At 64.9% G+C, this 17,857-nt stretch carries 12 protein-coding genes and 3 pseudogenes; 7 read left to right on the top strand and 8 right to left on the bottom strand.

Features of this window, described 5'->3' with window-relative positions; all coding sequences use genetic code 11:
• Positions 1-20: 20 nt before the first annotated feature.
• The 3 pseudogenes from M3461_13825 to M3461_13815 all read left to right on the top strand — a co-directional run bounded on the left by M3461_13825 (position 21) and on the right by M3461_13815 (position 1,928).
• Positions 21-1,404: pseudogene (locus M3461_13825) on the top strand (DUF853 domain-containing protein).
• Between the two features lie 93 nt (positions 1,405-1,497).
• Positions 1,498-1,641 (top strand): annotated as a pseudogene (locus M3461_13820) (type II toxin-antitoxin system RelE/ParE family toxin).
• A pseudogene (locus M3461_13815) lies at positions 1,641-1,928 on the top strand (HigA family addiction module antitoxin). Before M3461_13820 ends, M3461_13815 begins: the two co-directional pseudogenes overlap by 1 nt.
• Positions 1,929-2,043: 115 nt before the next feature.
• On the opposite strand, the gene M3461_13810 reads toward M3461_13815, so the two are convergent.
• The 3 genes from M3461_13810 to nfi all read right to left on the bottom strand — a co-directional run bounded on the left by M3461_13810 (position 2,044) and on the right by nfi (position 5,987).
• Positions 2,044-4,488 carry an SAM-dependent methyltransferase gene (locus M3461_13810; GenBank protein MDQ3775341.1) on the bottom strand — a complete coding sequence of 815 codons (2,445 nt, stop codon included), beginning with the start codon at positions 4,486-4,488 and terminating at the stop codon, positions 2,044-2,046.
• Between the two features lie 7 nt (positions 4,489-4,495).
• Entirely contained in the window at positions 4,496-5,089 is a 594-nt protein-coding gene (locus M3461_13805; protein MDQ3775340.1) for a protein-L-isoaspartate(D-aspartate) O-methyltransferase, read from the bottom strand.
• Between the two features lie 157 nt (positions 5,090-5,246).
• Positions 5,247-5,987 (bottom strand): deoxyribonuclease V, encoded by a 741-nt coding sequence (gene nfi, locus M3461_13800; GenBank protein MDQ3775339.1) that lies wholly within the window; start codon positions 5,985-5,987, stop codon positions 5,247-5,249.
• A 47-nt stretch (positions 5,988-6,034) separates the two neighbouring features.
• Here nfi and M3461_13795 point away from each other — a divergent pair, with 47 nt between their 5' ends.
• Positions 6,035-6,550 carry an adenine phosphoribosyltransferase gene (locus M3461_13795; GenBank protein MDQ3775338.1) on the top strand — a complete coding sequence of 172 codons (516 nt, stop codon included), beginning with the start codon at positions 6,035-6,037 and terminating at the stop codon, positions 6,548-6,550.
• Positions 6,551-6,623: 73 nt separating this feature from the next.
• Positions 6,624-7,406 carry an alkaline phytoceramidase gene (locus M3461_13790; protein ID MDQ3775337.1) on the top strand — a complete coding sequence of 261 codons (783 nt, stop codon included), beginning with the start codon at positions 6,624-6,626 and terminating at the stop codon, positions 7,404-7,406.
• On the opposite strand, the gene M3461_13785 is transcribed toward M3461_13790, so the two are convergent.
• On the bottom strand, positions 7,378-8,100 hold the full coding sequence (locus M3461_13785; protein MDQ3775336.1) for a Crp/Fnr family transcriptional regulator: 723 nt from the start codon (positions 8,098-8,100) through the stop codon (positions 7,378-7,380). The genes M3461_13790 and M3461_13785 overlap by 29 nt on opposite strands.
• A 254-nt stretch (positions 8,101-8,354) precedes the next feature.
• Between M3461_13785 and M3461_13780 the strand changes: the two genes are divergently transcribed.
• Complete coding sequence (locus tag M3461_13780; protein ID MDQ3775335.1) at positions 8,355-10,652, top strand: adenylate/guanylate cyclase domain-containing protein; 2,298 nt, start codon at positions 8,355-8,357, stop codon at positions 10,650-10,652.
• A 25-nt stretch (positions 10,653-10,677) separates the two neighbouring features.
• Here the strand turns inward: M3461_13780 and M3461_13775 are convergent, their stop codons facing one another.
• The gene (locus tag M3461_13775; GenBank protein ID MDQ3775334.1) at positions 10,678-13,074 is read right to left on the bottom strand and encodes a DUF2235 domain-containing protein; all 2,397 of its coding nucleotides are present in this window, start codon (positions 13,072-13,074) and stop codon (positions 10,678-10,680) included.
• Positions 13,075-13,879: 805 nt separating this feature from the next.
• Between M3461_13775 and M3461_13770 the strand changes: the two genes are divergently transcribed.
• Positions 13,880-15,352 carry an MFS transporter gene (locus M3461_13770; GenBank protein ID MDQ3775333.1) on the top strand — a complete coding sequence of 491 codons (1,473 nt, stop codon included), beginning with the start codon at positions 13,880-13,882 and terminating at the stop codon, positions 15,350-15,352.
• 135 nt (positions 15,353-15,487) lie between these two features.
• On the opposite strand, the gene M3461_13765 is transcribed toward M3461_13770, so the two are convergent.
• The 3 genes from M3461_13765 to M3461_13755 form a co-directional block, all read right to left on the bottom strand.
• Positions 15,488-16,189 carry a DUF502 domain-containing protein gene (locus M3461_13765; GenBank protein ID MDQ3775332.1) on the bottom strand — a complete coding sequence of 234 codons (702 nt, stop codon included), beginning with the start codon at positions 16,187-16,189 and terminating at the stop codon, positions 15,488-15,490.
• A gap of 248 nt (positions 16,190-16,437) precedes the next feature.
• Positions 16,438-17,424 carry a DUF2333 family protein gene (locus M3461_13760; protein ID MDQ3775331.1) on the bottom strand — a complete coding sequence of 329 codons (987 nt, stop codon included), beginning with the start codon at positions 17,422-17,424 and terminating at the stop codon, positions 16,438-16,440.
• Between the two features lie 158 nt (positions 17,425-17,582).
• Entirely contained in the window at positions 17,583-17,732 is a 150-nt protein-coding gene (locus M3461_13755; GenBank protein ID MDQ3775330.1) for a hypothetical protein, read from the bottom strand.
• Positions 17,733-17,857 lie beyond the last annotated feature (125 nt).

Below are 17,857 nucleotides of genomic sequence, written 5' to 3'. Positions count from 1 at the left end.
CCCAGCACCTGCTCTACGCCATGGCCAATCGCCATGGGCTCATCGCCGGTGCCACCGGCACCGGTAAGACCGTCTCGGTCCGGGTCCTGGCCGAGGGCCTCGCGCACGGCGGTGTGGCGGTGGTCCTGGCGGATGTGAAGGGCGATCTCTCCGGGATCGGCCAGCCCGCGCTCGATGACCCCAAGCTCGCGGAACGCGCGCAGGCCACCGGGGTCGGTGAGCTCGTGCCGGCGGGCTGCCCGGTCGTCCACTGGGACATCTTCGGGAAGCGGGGGCACCCCATTCGCACCACGATCTCCGAGATGGGGCCGTTCCTGCTCGCGCGCCTCTTGTCGCTAACCCCCGCGCAGGAGGCGCGCTCAACATCGCTTTCCGGATCGCAGACGAGGAGGGGCTGCTGTTACTCGACCTCAAGGACCTGCACGCCATGTTGGAGCACATCGCGGCGCACGCCGCGCTGCTGACCGGCCGCTACGGCAATGTCGGCAAGTCCTCGGTAGGCGCCATTCAACGGCAGTTGCTGACACTCGAGCAAGAAGGCGGCGGGGCCCTGTTCGGCGAGCCGGCGCTCGATATCCAGGACCTCATGGCGACAGACGGGCAGGGCTCGATCCACCTGCTCGCCGCCGAGGATCTGATCCACCGGCCGCGCCTCTACGCGACCTTCCTGGTGGCGCTGCTCTCGGAGATCTTTGAGGAATTGCCGGAGGCCGGCGACCTCGATCGCCCCAAGCTCGTGTTCTTTTTCGATGAGGCCCATCTCCTCTTCGGCGATGCCCCGAAGGCCTTGCTCGACAAGATCGAGCAGGTGGTGCGCCTCATCCGCTCGAAGGGGGTCGGGGTGTATTTCATCTCCAGAGCCCGCTCGACATCCCCGAGGCGGTCCTCGGGCAGCTCGGCAACCGCATCCAGCACGCGCTCAGGGCCTTCACGCCGCGCGACCAGAAGGCCGTGCGTGCGGCCGCCGAGACCTTTCGCGCCAACCCCGGCCTCGACGTCGCGGAGGCCATCACCGAGCTGGCCGTGGGCGAAGCCCTGGTATCGATGCTGGACGAGAATGGCGTGCCCACCGCCGTCGAGCGCGCGCGGATCCGCCCGCCCGCCTCGCGTCTCGGCCCCGCCACGCCATCCGAGATCGCACAGGCGATCGCGAAGGGGCCGCTTGCCGGAAAATACGAAAAGGCCATCGACCGCGAATCGGCCTACGAACACCTGAGACGCCGCGCCGAAGCCGCGCTGCCGTCCGCGACTGGCGAGCGCAAAGGCCCCACAGGGCGCCGTCCAGCGCAGGGTCGCGAGACGGCCATCGAGGCCCTCGCCAAGGGCGCCGCGCGCAGCATCGGCAGCACGCTCGGCCGCCAGATCGTGCGCGGGGTGCTGGGGGCGATCCTGCGGAGCAGGTAGCGCTTTCGCGTCAGCTCACGTGGATCGGTAGGGACCATCCCGCCTCGCCGCGCCGCCGGCCAACTCAGGTGCAGCGCCGAATCCAGCAGGTTCATGGACATCCCGGGGCTTCGCCTTCATCGGTTAAAAGGCACCGACCAGGCCCGTTGGTCCGTCTGGGTCAATGGCAACTGGCGACTGACCTTCGAATTTCGTAACGGACACGCAAATGTTCTGGACTATGAGGATTATCACTGATGGCCATGCATGATCCGCCTCACCCTGGCGAATTCATCATTCAGATATACTTGGAACCACACCACATCAGCGGTCGGGAGCTCGCTGCAAACCTCGGTGTGACAGCGTCGACGTTGAATCGTGTCCTTAAAGGGACCAGCAACCTCAGCCCTGAAATGGCGCTGCGTCTATCCAAAGCGCTTGGGCGTTCTCCTGAAAGCTGGTTGGCAATGCAATACAATTATGATCTGTGGCATGCCAAGCAACGTGTGGACCTGGGCGGGGTAAGCAAGATCAGAGCTTACAGCAGCCTGACTCACCCTTACGGGGAACCGGCCCGATCGAATGGCTCGGGTCTAAACGGCGTTGCGGACCCCTGGGGGCTTTGCCCGTTGGCCGGTCGCGAGGCGTTCTCACCGCCGCTCAGCGCTCGCCGTGTCGCGCCATCGTCGAATAGGCCATAAGAGCCACGAGGTAACAGGCCAACGCCAAAGCCAGGAGCGCCGAGAGTCCGAGGTGGATGGCGCATAGCATGGCGAGCACGGCGCCAATCACGGAGGCGCAGGCGTTGATGCCGTAGGCCCAGGGGATGAGCGCGGGCGCGCGATGGCCTAGCAGGGCGAGCGCCGTCGGAAAGGGCCTCCCCATACAGAATGCCAGGGGCGCGATGAGCGTGAGCGCCAAGACGGCCTTGGGCCACATCTCGTGGCCCGATGTCCAGCCGAACACGCCCGGCAGCCCGACCAGGTACGAAGACCCGAGCACCACGATCCCCGCGATCGGCCAGGCCATGGCGAGGCGGGTCGGGCGGCCTTCGCGGGACACGGCCGCGCTGCCAAGGCCGGCGAAGACCAGGAACCCCGACAGCGCCACCGCGACCGCGAGGAGCGGATGGCCCAAGTAGAGGCCAAGCTTCTGGATGAAGGCCATCTCGATAAACATGAAGCCGAGCCCGATGGCGGCGAATAGGACCACTACTCGAAAAGGCAAACCCGGTCCGCTGCCGGCGACCAGCCCCCGCCAGCGGCGCACCCCTAGCGGGGCGAGGATCAGGGCCGCGCTCAGGAACACCGCCTGGGACAAGGTCGCGAGGATCACGGGGTAGCCGAGCTCGAGCAGGGACACGCCCCCCGCGCCGCGCATCGCGACGGCCTCGCGCAGCAAGGGCCATCGGAAGAACTGGAAAAAGTACGGCCGATCGTCGGTGGCCGGGGAGATGTCGAACTTGTAACGCCGCATGAAGTCTTGTCGCTCCGGCCCGAGGAGCGCCTGCGCCCCCTCGAAGAAATACGGCTGCCCCAGCCGGTTGTAACGGTCGCTCTCGGCCGCGGATGCGTCTTCGAGGAAAGCGATGTCGAACGAGCGATTTCGACAAAAATCCCGGATGCGGGACCGGTCTTCGGCCTCGAAGGCGCCGTTACGGAGGAGCAGGGTGTGGGTCTTGAATCCCCGTATCCAGGCGAGCCTCCGCGCCGGCTCCCGCTCGCCTTCGGCCTCCAGGGCCGAGACGGCCATGGCAAAGAGCTTGAGCCCGTCGCGGGGCGGGAGCGTCACGGAGCGCGTGATGGCGAGGATGCCGGCGGGTGTGAGGCGGCGCAGATAGGCCCGCAACGCCTCGACCGTATAGAGGTAGTTCGCGTTAGAGGCCTGCAACCCGGCGCCCGAGGCGCCGCCGGCATCGAGGAGCGATAGCTCGATGAGGTCGAAGCGCTCGCTTGCGCCCGCGACGAAGCCACGGGCGTCGGCGCTGTGGACACGTACCTCGGGGCGGTCGAGGATCCCGCCCGTGAATTCCCGGAAGTCCTCGCGCAAGAGCGCGATGATCTGCGGGTTCAGCTCGACCGCGTCGATCTCCCGCGCGCGGTGGTAGACGGCCTGCAGCACCCCGGCCCCGCCCCCCGCCCCGAGCACCAGGACCGCGGGGCGCTCGACCAGATGATAGGGCAGGGCCGACGGCAGGTAGTCCAGATAGGCGAGTGTCGCGCGGTCCCCCCGGTAACGCGTGATCGCGCTCATGCCGTCGGCATCCTGGAAGAGCCCAAGTTGCTCGGGCGGCTCGCGGGGGGCGTTCAGACTCAGGCCGGGGGCGTGGCGGAACGGCACCCGGGGGCTCTCGATCACCTGCAGGATACCCAAGGGGCTCGAGCGCTCGGCGATGACGCGGCTCCCGAGTATTTCGAGTGCCTGGGGCAGGCCCTTGTAGGGCAGGGGCTCTGGCCGCACCCAGGCCTCGGGCAGGACCAAGAGGCCAGCGATGGCAAGCACCAGGGCGGCGGGGCACCACCTCGATCCGAGGCCGCGACAGGCGATGAGCGCGGCGACAAGGCCGAGGAGGGCGACGACTTTGAGCGCCGTCCCCGGAAAAACAAGGTACAAGAGCCCCATCACCCCCATGGCGCCGCCGCTCGCCCCGACGAGGTCGCAGGCATAGACGTGGTGCAGGCGCTCCCGGTAGTGGCCGAGCGCGAGCCCGATGCAGCACGCCGCGAAGGCGAAGGGCAGGCACAGGAGGAGATAGATCCCGCATAACCTGAACACGTGACCCGGGTCCCAGAGGGCTTCGAGGGGATTGAAACGGAGCGCCTGCGCGGCGAGAAAACACGGGATGGTGGCGATCCCGAAGAGCGCGGCCTGGATGGCGAAGACCGCGCCGAAGCGCGTCTCGAGGCGCGCCGCCCAGAGACTCAGGAAGGATCCGCCCGCGCCATAGCCGAGCAGCGCCACGCTGATGATCATGAACGCGAACTGGTGCCACTGGATGATCGAGAAGAGCCGCACCAAGAGGACCTCATAGGCGAGGGCCGCGGCGGAGACGAGTGCGATCGCGAGGAGGATCCGAGGCGAGGGGGGATCCGTGGCACCCCGCATATTGGAGCTAATGGCCGCCGGTGAGCGGCACGAAGCGGACGGGCAGGAGCTGGCGGGTGGTGAGCGCCCCGTCCTGCCCCTTTTCGACCAGCACCAGATACTGTGTCAGGAAACCGCCGCCGACCGGCATGACCAGCCGGCCGCCGGGTTTGAGCTGGGCGGCGAGCGGTGGGGGGATGTGGTCGGCCGCGGCGGTGACCATGATGCCGTCGAAGGGTGCGTGCTCGGCCCAGCCGTAATAGCCGTCCCCGATGCGTGTCTCGACGTTCTTGTAGCCCAGTTGCGTGAGGCGCTCGGTCGCCTGGCGGCCCAGGGGCTCGATGATCTCGATGCTGTAGACCGCCTTCGCCAGACCGGCGAGCACAGCGGCCTGATAACCGGAACCGGTGCCGATCTCGAGGACGCTCGCCTCGGACGGGAGGTCGAGGAGATCGCTCATGAGCGCCACGATGTAAGGTTGAGAGATGGTCTGGCCGTGCCCGATCGGCAGGGGCTCGTTACGATAGGCATCGTCCACGTAGTCGTCCGGCACGAAGCGATGCCGCGGCACCTGCCCCATGACCTCCAGCACCCGGGGGTCGGGTGCGGTCTGGCCGATCATCGAGGCGGTCCAATGGAACTCACGCTCGATCTCGGCGATGAGGCCGCCCCGCTCCGGCGCGTAGGGGTCGGGACCTTGCGCGTGGGCCAAGGTCAGCCAAAGACCCAAGCCCAGCCAAATAGCGCCCAGCCAAATAGCGAAACAATGTGGCATCGCCTCACGGCACCGAGGCCAGCCGGTGGGCGGCCCTTGTGGTCTCCGGCAGGCGATAGCGGGTCGTGCAGGCCATCACGAACCGCACGGCACTCTCTAGACCCACGCGATGGCCGACCGAGACGAAGAGCGGCCGGACCCCCGCGCGGGTGCGGAGCACCGCACCGATCGTCTCTTCCTTGTCCAGTAGCGCTGTCCAGTCTCCGGGCGCTACGGGCACCGGGCCGTGGCGGCCGATGAGCCGGGTCTTGGCGACGCCTATGGTGGGCAGACCGGCCGCCAGGCCGAGGTGGCAGGCCAGGCCCAGACGCCTCGGGTGGGCATAGCCCTGCCCGTCACAGAGCACGAGGTCGGGCCACACCGACAATCGCTCCAAGGTCTGCAGCACAACGGGCACCTCGCGAAACGACAACAGCCCCGTCACGTAGGGGAAGTCGCAGGGCCGCTCGGCGATGGCCTCCTCGATGAGATCCAATCCGGGGAAGCTCAGGACCGCGATCGCGGCGCGCGCGGTCCGCCCCGCGCCGATGAAAGCGACATCGGCCCCGGCGATCCGACGCACTGGCCCATGAGAATCCTCCAGGACCACGGCATGGCGCAGGGACGTTTGAATCTCCCGCGCCTCGCTCGGCGCCACCGTCCAGGCGTGCCGGAGGGGCCGGGGTCTCGGTCCTCGGACGCTCGGCCCTTCGGCCTCGGTCGTGGCGGGGGCACCACTGACAGCCCTTTGCGAAGCGGCTATCATGGACCAAAGAACGACGCGCCGGAAACCCGCGCCTGGGAGAACAGACCGTGGAAAGGCTCGCGGCCAAGATCCGCAACATCCCCGATTTCCCCAAACCGGGGATCCAGTTCAAGGACATCACCCCGCTCGTCAAGGACCCCGCGACCCTGCGGTTGTGCGTCCATCAGCTCCTCTACCCGTTTCTCGGGGAACGGCTCACGGCCGTCGTGGGCATGGAGGCGCGCGGCTTCATCTTCGGCAGCCTGGTCGCCTGGGAGCTGGGGGTCGGCTTCGTGCCGCTGCGTAAGCCCGGCAAGTTGCCCTACGAGGTGCAGGCGGCGCGCTATGACCTGGAGTACGGTACGGCCGCGCTCGAGGTCCATGTGGATGCGCTGGGGCCGGGCGATCGCGTGCTCCTGATCGATGATCTGATCGCTACTGGGGGCACCGCGGCGGCGAGCTGCCGCTTGATCGAGGGACTGGGCGCCGAGCTCGCCGGATGCGCCTTCGTCGTGGAGCTCGACGAGCTTCAGGGCCGCGCGCGGCTCATGCCGTATCGTGTCCACACCCTGGTGCATTACTGATCCGCTCACGGGGTCTCACCACCGGGTCCCACCTATCTTCATCTATTTTGGCCTTCATCTATTTTGGGGTGCCATGAACCGCCGCGCACGCCTTGTCGCGATCGGGGTCCTGACCCTCGCGGTCGTTGTCACACTCGGTTTCGTGTCGCCCATCCCCCAGGACCCGAGCTATCACGCCTTCGCCGATCGGCGTGCCTGGCTTGGGGTCCCGAACCTTCTCGATGTCGCCTCGAACGCCCCGTTCCTGGTGGTGGGTGCCTTGGGTGTCGGGTGCTTGTGGGGGGGTCGGGCGCGCTTCATCGACCCCCGTGAGCGCTGGCCCTACCTCGTGTTTTACGGGGCGATATTTTTCACCGGGCTCGGATCGGCCTATTACCACCTGGCGCCGGACAATGCGCGGCTCCTGTGGGACCGCCTCCCGCTGGCCGCCGGTTTCGCGGCCGTGCTCGCGGCCGTGATCGCCGAGCGCATCGATGTGCGCGCCGGCCTCCTCGGGCTCGGGCCACTCCTCATGCTCGCCATCGGCAGCGTCTTGTACTGGGACTGGAGCGAGCGCGCCGGGCAAGGCGATCTGCGGCCGTACGGCGTGGTGCAGTTCTATTCGGGCGCGCTCATCGCGCTCATCCTGGTGCTCTACCCCTCGGCCTACACGCGCTCCCGCGATCCGTTCGTTATGCTCGGGCTCTATGCCCTCGCGAAGCTCTGCGAGTGGCTGGACCGACCGATCTTCGCCGCCCTCGGTGGGGTCAGTGGGCACACGCTGAAACACCTCGTCGCCGGCGTGGCGGTCTTCTGGTTGCTGCGGATGCTGCGCCTCCGGGCGCCGCTCACCAGCCGGCCGGGAGCTTTTCCTTGATGCGAATGTGCTTGTGCTGCATCTCGATGTAACCCCCGACCACGAGGTCGCGCATGATGCGGCTCACCATCTCGCGCGAGGCACCCACCATGCTGGCGATATCCTGGTGGGTCACACGCTTTTCGATGACGAATCGACCGGACTGCTCGACGGCCAATCCCTGGAGCGTCTGAGCCACGCGCCCATAGACATCCAGGAGCGCAATGCTCTTGACCCGCTCCGTGAGGGTCCGCACCCGCTGCACGAACGCGCGCATGAGCTTGATGCCGAGGTCCGGATGGGCCGCCAGGCAGCACTGGAAATCGGCCTTGGAGACCACCACGAGCTGCGACGGCTCGGTGGTCATAACGGATGCCGAGCGGGGGGCCTCGTCGACCAGGCCCAGCTCGCCGAAATAGCCACCCGGCCCCTCGAGGGTCAAGGTCACCTCCTTGCCCTGGGCCTCGCTGACGAATACCTTGATCTGACCGGTCACGACGATGTAGAGATCGGCGCTCGGCTGGCCTTCCTGGAACAGCATCGTGTTGCGGGGATAGGCCTTGATGGCACCGCAGCGCGCCAGGACGGCAAGGTCCTCGGGGCTCAACGCCGGGAACAACCCGCGATCCAAGGGTAGGGTCAACATGCCGGTGATCCCCATCGGGCGGTGCGCGAACGACCCGGCGGCCTCCGGCAGGAGAACCCGTGCCGACATCGGGTCCTGGCCTGTGTTACCGTCATACCCATACCCTCCACCGTCCCCATATGGTCATTATCATCCCCGAACCGGATGAGGATTGCTGTGAACAATATCACAGGCGGACGGTGAGATAATTACCCGATCGAAGCATCGATCCAGGCAGACTATGGCTCCATCGCCCATCTTACCGGCTGGTGCCAGGCCATTGCAACCCGGCCGTTGTTCCTCAGGCGGCCTCGGCACGGTGCCTTAGCCCGATCAGGCTAGCGATGGGACGATGGCACAAGGCCTGGCTCCTGGGCGTCGCGACGGCCGTCATCGGGATCGCGGCGTCGGGCTTCGCGGTGAGCAGCGACTGGGAGGCCGACCTCGGCCTGGGCCTGCTGTTCAAGCTCCGGGGCGCGCGGCAGAGCCCACCGGATATCCTGGTCGTCGGCATAGACCGCGAATCGTCGCGGGTCTTCGATGTGCCGAATCGCCCGGACAAGTGGTCTCGTCGGCTGCATGCCCGGCTGGTGGATCGGCTGGCGGCGGCCGGCGCGCGGGTGATCGCCTTCGATGTCCTGTTCCGGGACAGACGCGACAAAGAGCACGACAGGGCCCTCGCCGAGTCCGTGCGCAAGGCCGGCAATGTGCTGCTTATCGAAGACCTGGTCAAAGAGCGCGGGACCAGTCGGGGGGGCGGACCCGCGGCGATCGAGCACCGGCTCCAGAAGGTGACCCTCCCGTTCCCGGAGCTAGCCGCCGCGGCGTTCGGCACCGCCCCGTTTCCGCTGCCCTGGGTGCCGGACAAGCTGAGCCAGTTCTGGCTGTTCTCGCCCGAAGAAGGCGAGCCGTGGGGCGACAAGGCCTGCCTGCCGACGCTCGCGCTCCTCGCCTATGCCACGCCCTTCTTCGATGATCTCTTGCGGCTCGTGTCGGAAACGACGCTGGAGTTCGGGGCCGGCGTCCCGGAAGGGCTCGCGCGGCGCGACTCGCTGGCGGACCTGTCTCTCGGACTGCGGCAGCTCTTGAGGTCGCATCCCGATCTGGTGAACACCCTCCGCGCCCGCGTCGCGGGACTGTCCTCCCAAGAGGCGCGAGGTGTCCTGGATGCGGTGATCTCGGCCTATGGCGGTGCAAGGTCTCGGGCCGTCAACTTCTATGGCCCACCTCGTACCGTGACGTCACTCTCCTACCATTGTGCCCTGGGTGTGGATTGCCGGAAACCACACCCAGGGCACAGCGCCCAGACGGAGGCAGGGCTCCGGGACTGGGTTCACGGCAAGGCGGTCTTCGTGGGCTTCTCGGAATGGGTACAGATGGAGCAAAGGGACGTCTTTCACACGCACTATACGCAGGTTCGCGGGGAAAGACTGAGCGGGGTCGAGATCGCCGCGACCGTGTTCTCCAACCTAAGGGAAAGAAACACCATTCAAGCGCCCGGTGCCGCCGTGCACGTATCATTGATTGCGTTCTTCGGCCTCGTCCTCGGGGTCGGGGCGCGCGGCCTCGGGCCCTCGATGATGCTGCCCCTCGCCGCCGCCGTGATGCTCCTATACGTCGCCGCCGCTTACTACGCGTTTTCCATTCATCACCTATGGCTGCCCTTGGTCATCCCCCTCTTGGTACAAGGCCCCATCGCCATCGGGGGCGGCCTCTATTGGGGGTTTCGGGACACGCGCCGGGAACGCGAGCAGCTCCAGAAGACCTTCGGTTATTACCTTCCGCCCGCGGTGGTCGCGGAACTGTGCGGCGCGGCGGGCCGGATCCCGACCGCCAGCCGGGACGCCTATGCCGTGTGCCTCTTCAGCGATGCCGAGCGTTACACGACGCTTGCCGAAGGTCTCAGTCCCCAGGCCCTGCACGCGCTCCTCAATCGCTATTACGACGCGCTCTTCGAGCCGGTGCGGCGCCACGGCGGGTTCGTCTCCGATGTGGTCGGCGATGCCATGCTGGCGCTGTGGGCCACCGCCGGCCCGGACCCGGAGACGCGGGTAGAGGCCTGCCGCGCCGCGCTCGAGATCATGGCCGGGTCGCCGGGCGACTCCGGCCCGTATCTGCCGACGCGTATCGGGCTCCACTGCGGGGAGGTGGTCCTTGGAAACGTGGGCGCCGGCGAGCACTTCGAATATCGCGCGGTCGGCGACATCGTCAACACCGCCCAGCGCATCGAGGACCTGAACAAACGTCTCGGCACCCGCGTCCTCGCCTCCGCCGACGTCATAGAGGGCCTCGCGGGGGGACTGGGCGCGGTGCTGGTCCGCGAGATCGGTCGTTTTTGTCTCATCGGCAAGAGCCGCCCGCTCACCCTGCATCAACTGTGGCTGCCCGGCACCGAGGCAGCGGACCTGTGCGAGCGCCGCCGCGCCGCCTTCGCGGTGGGCCTCGCCGCTTTTCGCATCCAGGACTTCGGGCAGGCCGGCCAGATCTTCGAGGCGCTGCTCCAAGAGCTTGGCGAGGACGGGCCCGCGCGGTTCTATCTCGCACTGTGCAAGCGCTATCGAAGGACGTCAGCGGCCGCCCCCTGGGACGGCACCGTGTACCTGGACGAGGTCCTCGGGGGCGAGCCCACGCACAAGCGGTGAGGTGCCGACTTCTCTACGATGCCCGCTAGGGCACAAGGTCGATTTTGACCTCCGCCGTGCCCTTGTTGTTGTCATAGAAGAACTTGGAAAATCTCGGCAGCACGAGTACCGAGTCGTTGACGAACAGGAACACCTCCCCGCTCGAGCGCGCCTTGAATGTCGCTTCGACGGAGGTTTTCGGGCCCGACTTTGGCGTGAAGGTGAGCGGCTGCTCGTCCAGGCCGGTCGAGCCGACCCGCACGATCGGCTGGAACCAGTTGACGGACACCAACCGGCGCAGCGGAATTCCGCTGATCATCTTCCACGACATGCTATCCCATCCAAAACCATTTGGCCCCGTTGGGATTCCCGCCTCCTCGGGCTTCTCGTACTTGTGCCCGTCTTCCCAGGGAAGATCGCCCTTACTGAAGGTCACGCGGTAGGTCTTCCCTTCGACCACTTTGACGCCTGTCGGCTGGCACAGGTTTCTGGTGTCGAACTTCACGGGATCGGGAGGGGGCTGCTTGGCCGGCTCGCACACATAGCCAAGCATCGTGGCGGTCGGGAATACGATGCGGGTGACGACGACTGCCAGAACATAGACAAGAAGAACGTAGATCACCAACGCAGCGATGAACGGCAGCACCCAATGGCTCAAAACGTAGAGCAAGCCGCGAGGTAGGGGAGACGTGCGCAGGCGGTAGAGCCAATCAGTCGGCTCCCTTGACGGTCCGACGCAAACTGGGCCGGCGCTGATGATCCCTCCCCAGATCGGCCGCATCTTGTCGAAAATACTACGCTGCAAGATTCCGCCGAGATAGAGCAGCACGATGAGAGCAATTCCGCCGACCGCCAACCGCTCGGGCGCAGCCTTGAACGCATCGATCCAGGGCGACACGAAATTCGGCAGAACGTCGCCGACCATGTCGGCGACCGGAATCAGCATCTCCGCCCAACTTGCCTGGCCAAGCCCGGGCCACTTGGTGTTGATCAACGGAAGCGCGGCCAGATAGAGCGACGCGAACACCGTGGCGAAGTAGACGACGCGGCGGACCCACACCCAGTTCCAAGCCGTCTCCTGGCGGTGCTTGCGCATCGTCGCCTGGGTTGGATGCTCATAGATGCCGCTGCTGATCGCGCCGGCCTTGGTCGTTATCCGATAGGTCTCGGGAAGAACGATCGGCGCATAGCCATCCGTGTTGGCCTCGATGCGCTGGAATACGCTCTCGTGGATGGTCGGGCAGGGCGCGAGATCGCCACGCAGGTGCGCCGCACCCTGGTCTCCCTTGAAAAGGTTTTGCACCCCTTGCATGAGATCACTGATGCGTACGCGCTTGACCGGATCGGCGGCATAGAGGTCGGCGAGCTTGCGCGGCTCGTAGCGATAGTAGCCACCGAGACCGTGTCTGGAGTCATGCAGCTTATCGAACGTGTTGAGGAGCAGGCTCAAGCGTGTCCGTTCCGCCGGCTTGATCAGCAAGTCGCAGGCCGCGGCACGGTCCATCATCCAGTCGAGCGCGACGTAGGACAATCCGTCCTCCGGATAACCGCCGCCGACGTCGGAATGCATGCCGACAAACCAGACTTGGCTCAGGCGCTCGCGGTCGATGGCCGGCAAATTCGGATCGACGGGCGGGGACCAATTGTAGTTCATGTCCTGCCATTGGTCCTCGGAATCTTTGACGTGCTGTTCGTCCCACAACACCGGCCAGAACGCGCGGCGTTCGTCGTTGAGCGCCACCGCGTGGCAGGCACGCTTGATCCGGTGGGACATGAGGCGGTCCGGCGTCGACAACGGCCAAACGAAGAAATCGATGCCGCGCGTGATTTCCTCGAGCGGGCCCCCATAGGCGGCGACCGTTTCCCACAGGCCGAGAAAGTGGATCGCGTGCGGCTCGAGGCGGCGCTGCAGTCTTGGATCGAACTGAGGGATTCCCGACAAACGCCGCCACAGACGAATGGCTTTGTCGCGCAGCCACCGCAGCGGTGTTTCGATACGAGGCATCGTCTTGAAGCGATTGCGGTAGAGCCGGTACGCGTCGCGAGCGTCGCGATCGAGCTGGGCCTCGTCCTGCCCGTACGTCGCCAGACCTTGCGAGGCCACGAGGCCGGCAACGACGCGCATGGTGAACGACCCACGGCTGAACCCGAAACCGTAGATGCGGTCGATCTGCTCCGGAGGCGCGCCGGCTTTGTAATTGTGATTGCGACAAAGGAAACGGTAGATATCGAGCACGTTGCGCTTCAGGCCGAAGCCGAAGATGCCGCCGAGGATCGCGAGCGGCTTGAACGACGAGGTGCCGACACCGTCGTCGTAATAGGCAACCTGCCGATCGGGATCGCTCAGATCGAGCGCTTGGTAGAGCCGCCAGACGTTGGTCGTGAACAGTGTCGCCGACGTATTCCCCGTCCCGTCCGACAAAAGAACAATGTTCTTCGCCATGGCTTCCCCTTTTTTCGCCAATACCTAAGAGCCTATCTCAATAGACCAGTTTGTTGATAAGTATGAGTGCACAAGCAAATGGCGCATCGCCAGATCCCGAGCGGTGACCAGTTCAGGAAGCGCGCGCATCTATGCTCCCCCCGTCGATGTGCGGTGATGCCGCCACTATTGTTACACGATCGCTCCATCGGTTTCTGTGAAAAAAGTTACAGTCTCTCGTCGACGCATTCAGTCGGCCATGATCGCTTCCCAAGCGCTCGAGCGGAAAAATCGCAGCCGGCGCGTTCTCGCCGGATGCCAGTACTTTAGCATCCCGCCACCTTGTCACCAACACCTTGCCGATCGGCACCCAAACAGGGCCGCGAGATTTCGCGGCGCGCCGCCACCCGACCTGCAACGCCGATCAAGGCCCCGGGGCCGTGCGTTGGGTTACCAAGGGCATCGACGTCCTCGAAAACCTCATCGAATGTGGTTTTGCGCGTCGAACCCAACGTATCCTTCCGTGAGAGTCAATAGACCGCCGTCGGCCATTTGATCCCGAGTTTTTGTATTCGCTAGCGCAGGGTGGAGGGGCTCACGCCGAGGCGGATCGCGGCGCCTTGTTTACCCTCGATGAGAACGACGCGCGTCTCAGGCACCGGGCGGCACGCTCATCGGTCTCGTCATGAAAGGTTACGCGCAGGGCCCGTAGTGACGGATGGGCCGGTGTGGTACAAAGACGCCGGTACCGATCGCATGTCATGCCGTGCCTAGCCCGCATTTTTCACCACTCTCCTGCTGCGGCCGCCGATCCGGGTAGCGCTTGATGGCTGAGCGCCCGACCGCGTCTCACGACGAGATCCCCACAAGCGGACGCCTGACGGTGCTCTCCGGCGCCGCAACGGGGCTGTGGCTCGTCTTCGGGCTCAAGCTCGTGGCCATCCTCGCCTACGGGATCATGAACTCGACCCTGGTCCTGTGGCTGTCCGCGGACCTTGGCTACAGCGATACCCGCGCCGGATTTCTCATCGCCGCCTGGTCCACGATGCTGTCCCTGTGCACCGTCCTGGTCGGCTCTTTCACCGACGCCGTCGGCCTGCGCAGGGCGCTCCTGCTCGGCTTCGGGATCTGCGTTGTGGCGCGCGCCGTCATGACCTTCGCGCCGACGGGTTCGATCGCGCTCCCCTTCGGCCTCCTGCCGCTGGCCTTCGGGGAGGCCCTGCTGACCCCGGTGATGGTGGTGGCCGTCAAGCGCTACACCACGCCGCGGCAGCGCTCGATGGCGTTCTCGATCTTCTATGTCGCGATGAATCTTGGATTCGCCGGTGCCGGCTTTGTCTTCGATGCGGTGCGCGGCGCTCTGGGCGAGCACGGTGCCTACACCGTCCCACTCCTCGGGCTCCGCTTGAGCACTTACCGCACCCTGTTCCTTTTGAGCACCCTCACCACCCTCACCGGCCTCCTGGTCCTCGGGCTCGGCCTGCGCGGGCCCAACCGGGGGAATTGCGGACCGCCAAGGACGACCCTTTCCGAGGGTCCGCCCTTACGCGCGCTCGTCGATACCGTCCGCGAGGTGCTACGAGAGACTGGCCGCATCTTCGCCGGACTCTGGCGGCAACCGGCCTTTTATCGCTTCCTCGCCTTCCTGAGCTTGGTGGTCGGGGTGCGGCTCATCTTCTACCACATGTTCTATACCTTTCCGAAGTACGCCATCCGCGAGCTCGGCCCCGGCGCCCCCATCGGTCAGCTCTTCGGTGTCCTCAACTCGACGCTCATCATCCTCCTCGTACCCCTGGTCGGCGTCCTCACCCAACGGGCCTCGGCCTACCGCATGGTGACCCTCGGCAGCCTCATCGCGGCCTCGTCGGTGTTTTTCATCGCCCTGCCGCCGGAGATCTACGCGCCACTCGCCCAAGGCCCCTTCGGGCGGCTCATCGGCCACGGTTGGCTCGGCCTCGAAGGCGCGGTCCATCCCCTTTATGTCGGGATCGTGCTGTTCGTCTTTTTCCTCTCGCTCGGCGAAGCGCTATGGTCCCCTCGACTCTATGAATATACGGCCGCCATCGCCCCCGAGGGGCAGGTGGGCTCCTACATGGCGCTCTCGGTCCTGCCGTTTTTCATCGCCAAGCTCTTCGTCGGCATGCTGTCCGGGTTTCTCCTCGCGACCTACTGTCCCGAGGCAGGCCCGCGCGATTGCCGGGAGATGTGGCTCATCATCGGCGCCATGGCGCTGATCACCCCCATCGGGCTCATCGCGTTTCGGCGCTTTCTTGAGACAAGCCAGGCTCGATCCCTTTAGATTCGCCCGGGCTCGACGTCCCGCGTTGGCCCGGTTTCCAAACCCCTCCACCGACCCAGGAGGTCAGGGAATGCTCCATGCGTTGCTGCGGTGCCTGGGCGGCCTTGTCGACGTTCTTCGCAAAGACCCCTGTGCCTATTCCGCTGCTGGCGCAGGTTCGTCTCGGGCGTCGACATTCCGCGCGAAACTAATGGTGTCGCGCGCTGCGGTGCCCGCGGTCATAAGGAATTGCATCGCTTCGTCGAGCGTCCAATCTGTCGAGATGACCTTTGCCAGAGGCACAAATTGTATGTAGCCGCCGGTCGGGTTCGGTGAGGTCGGGACATACACTACCGCCAATTCCTCTCCACTCGCCTCATCGATCATGGTCCGAGTCACCAGCCCGATGGTCTTCATCTCCGGCGACGGAAAATCTATCAGAACCACCCGCTCGACCCCCTGTGGCTTGGTTTGGAAGGCCGCAAGGAATATCTTGATGCCACCATAGATCGTCTTCACTAGGGGAACGCGCTCCAGTAGCACCTCAAACCAGGCCAGCAGGCGCCTGCCCAGAACCTGAGTGGTCGCCCAACCCAAGAAATAAAGCACCACGAGGGTGAGCGCCACGGCCATTAGGTATTCCACCCAAGGGGTAAGCAACCATTCCGCAAACCCGGGGGAGACGCGATAAACGGCCTTGTCAAACGCCGACACGCCGGGTTGCCCCAAATGGAACAAAGTATGAAACAGGAATTCAAACACCAGCCAGGTCAGCAGAAGCGGTGTCAATATCAGCGCCCCGGCGAGGATATATCTCGGCGCGTGGTGCAGGTCAATTTTGTGTTTTTCCTTGCTCATCGGATAACCTCAGAATCGGTGTGTAGTGTGTTCATGCTGTGAGCTTTCTTTGCTGACGCCATGAAGCCCGCGATACTACGGACCAGCCGACGCCCTCGCGTTCGATCAAGATCCCACCCTAGGGGATCGCGAAGCGGGCGGCGCGCGTGAGCGCCATGCCCCGCCCCTAAAGCGAGTCGCTGTTACACCGCTGTCTTGCCTGACCCTGCAAACGGAAGGTTGGTGCCCGAAGGCCAACCGCAGCACGTTCATTGTTTGAGTAGATCAAGCAGGTCGATCACCGCGGCGTCGGCCCGGGAGATATACGAAGCCAACGCCAGCGAATGATTGGCCACCACTCCATATCCGGTCCCGTTCAGGATAATGGGACTCCACATATGTCTTTCGGCCTGGTCCAGTTTGCGTATGATTTGCTTGAAGCTCACCATGGCCTTCTTGTCATGCAAAACCGGCTCGAAATCGATCTGGATGGCGTACATGAAATGAAGCAGCGCCCAGGTCGCACCGCGTGCCTCGTAAAAGGTATCGTCGACCGCGAGCCAAGGGGTTTTGTACGCCCGTTCGGCGCCTTCAGTAGCGGCCGCCAGGTCCCAGACGGCATAGGCATCGAGGTCGTCTACCCCGACGCTCGCGCTCAGCCGATGGGCGAGGTCGCCGAGACGTTTGGCCACCAGCTCCAACCAGGAGCGCAGATTATCGGTTCGAACGAAGAACCGGGCCTCCCCGCGACTCGGGTTCTCGAGCCTCGCCAGGTATCGTTTCAAGGCCTCGACCCCCTCCCGGTAATGGCCTTCCGTGGTCGGAAAGATCCACGAATCTTTGTTGAAGTGCAACCGCGGGTCGGCAATCGCTAGATCCCGGTCTTCCTTCGATTGCGACTGGGCACGGGCGAAATCGTTGCGCAGCACCCGCGCAAAATCCCGGACCTGGACCAGCGCTCCAGACTCCCAGTGGGGCATGTTGTCCAGCCAGAGCGAGACAGGGTTGATGTCATTAGAGAGAAACCCGCCTCTCTTCTCAAGCAGCGTCGTGGTTACTTCGATCAGGGTGGCCGTGGTCACGGCGCCCGGGACGAGTTTTGTCGGGTCGCCCTCCGACTGCCGCAAGGCCACCTCCCTGACGTCAAAGAGCGCCGGCCGTATGCTCCAATACAGTGCCAGCCCAAAAAACACCACCGCAAGCAGCGCGAGCGGTATGACGAGACGCCCCCACAGGCGGTGAAGCTTTTCGGACACGGCCTGTACTGTGTGAGAAACCCGTGGCCATCGTAGTATGAATTCAGAGTCAAACATGCAGTTGCCTCCATCGCATTTGTGCGTTGGTTTGCAGCGTTTTATTGGAAAAACGCTCGGCCGCGACTACCTCGTTCGAGGTGCCGGACCTTGTGCCCGGCCTAACGCGTTGTGCCAATCTTCGCGTTGTCACGATGGTCGCGGGCGGGTTTATCTTTTGATGCGATCCTTTTATCTCTTACGTAGAGGATCGCAAAGGCGATCACCGCCACTGCGGCCAATAAGGCGAATATATGATGCCATTCCAGCATGATCTGTCCTCCGTCATTCAATAGCTTTCTTGGCTAACGCCGCATGCAGTGCGGCGGATCTACGCGCTAAAGGTGTTGTAATTCCGTCGAGGTGCCCTTTGGGGTCGTTCCGCCTTGGGCGGAAC

It is taken from the genome of Pseudomonadota bacterium (assembly GCA_030860485.1).
Taxonomy (GTDB): domain Bacteria; phylum Pseudomonadota; class Gammaproteobacteria; order JACCXJ01; family JACCXJ01; genus JACCXJ01.
This window is presented reverse-complemented; position numbering and strand designations above follow the sequence as displayed.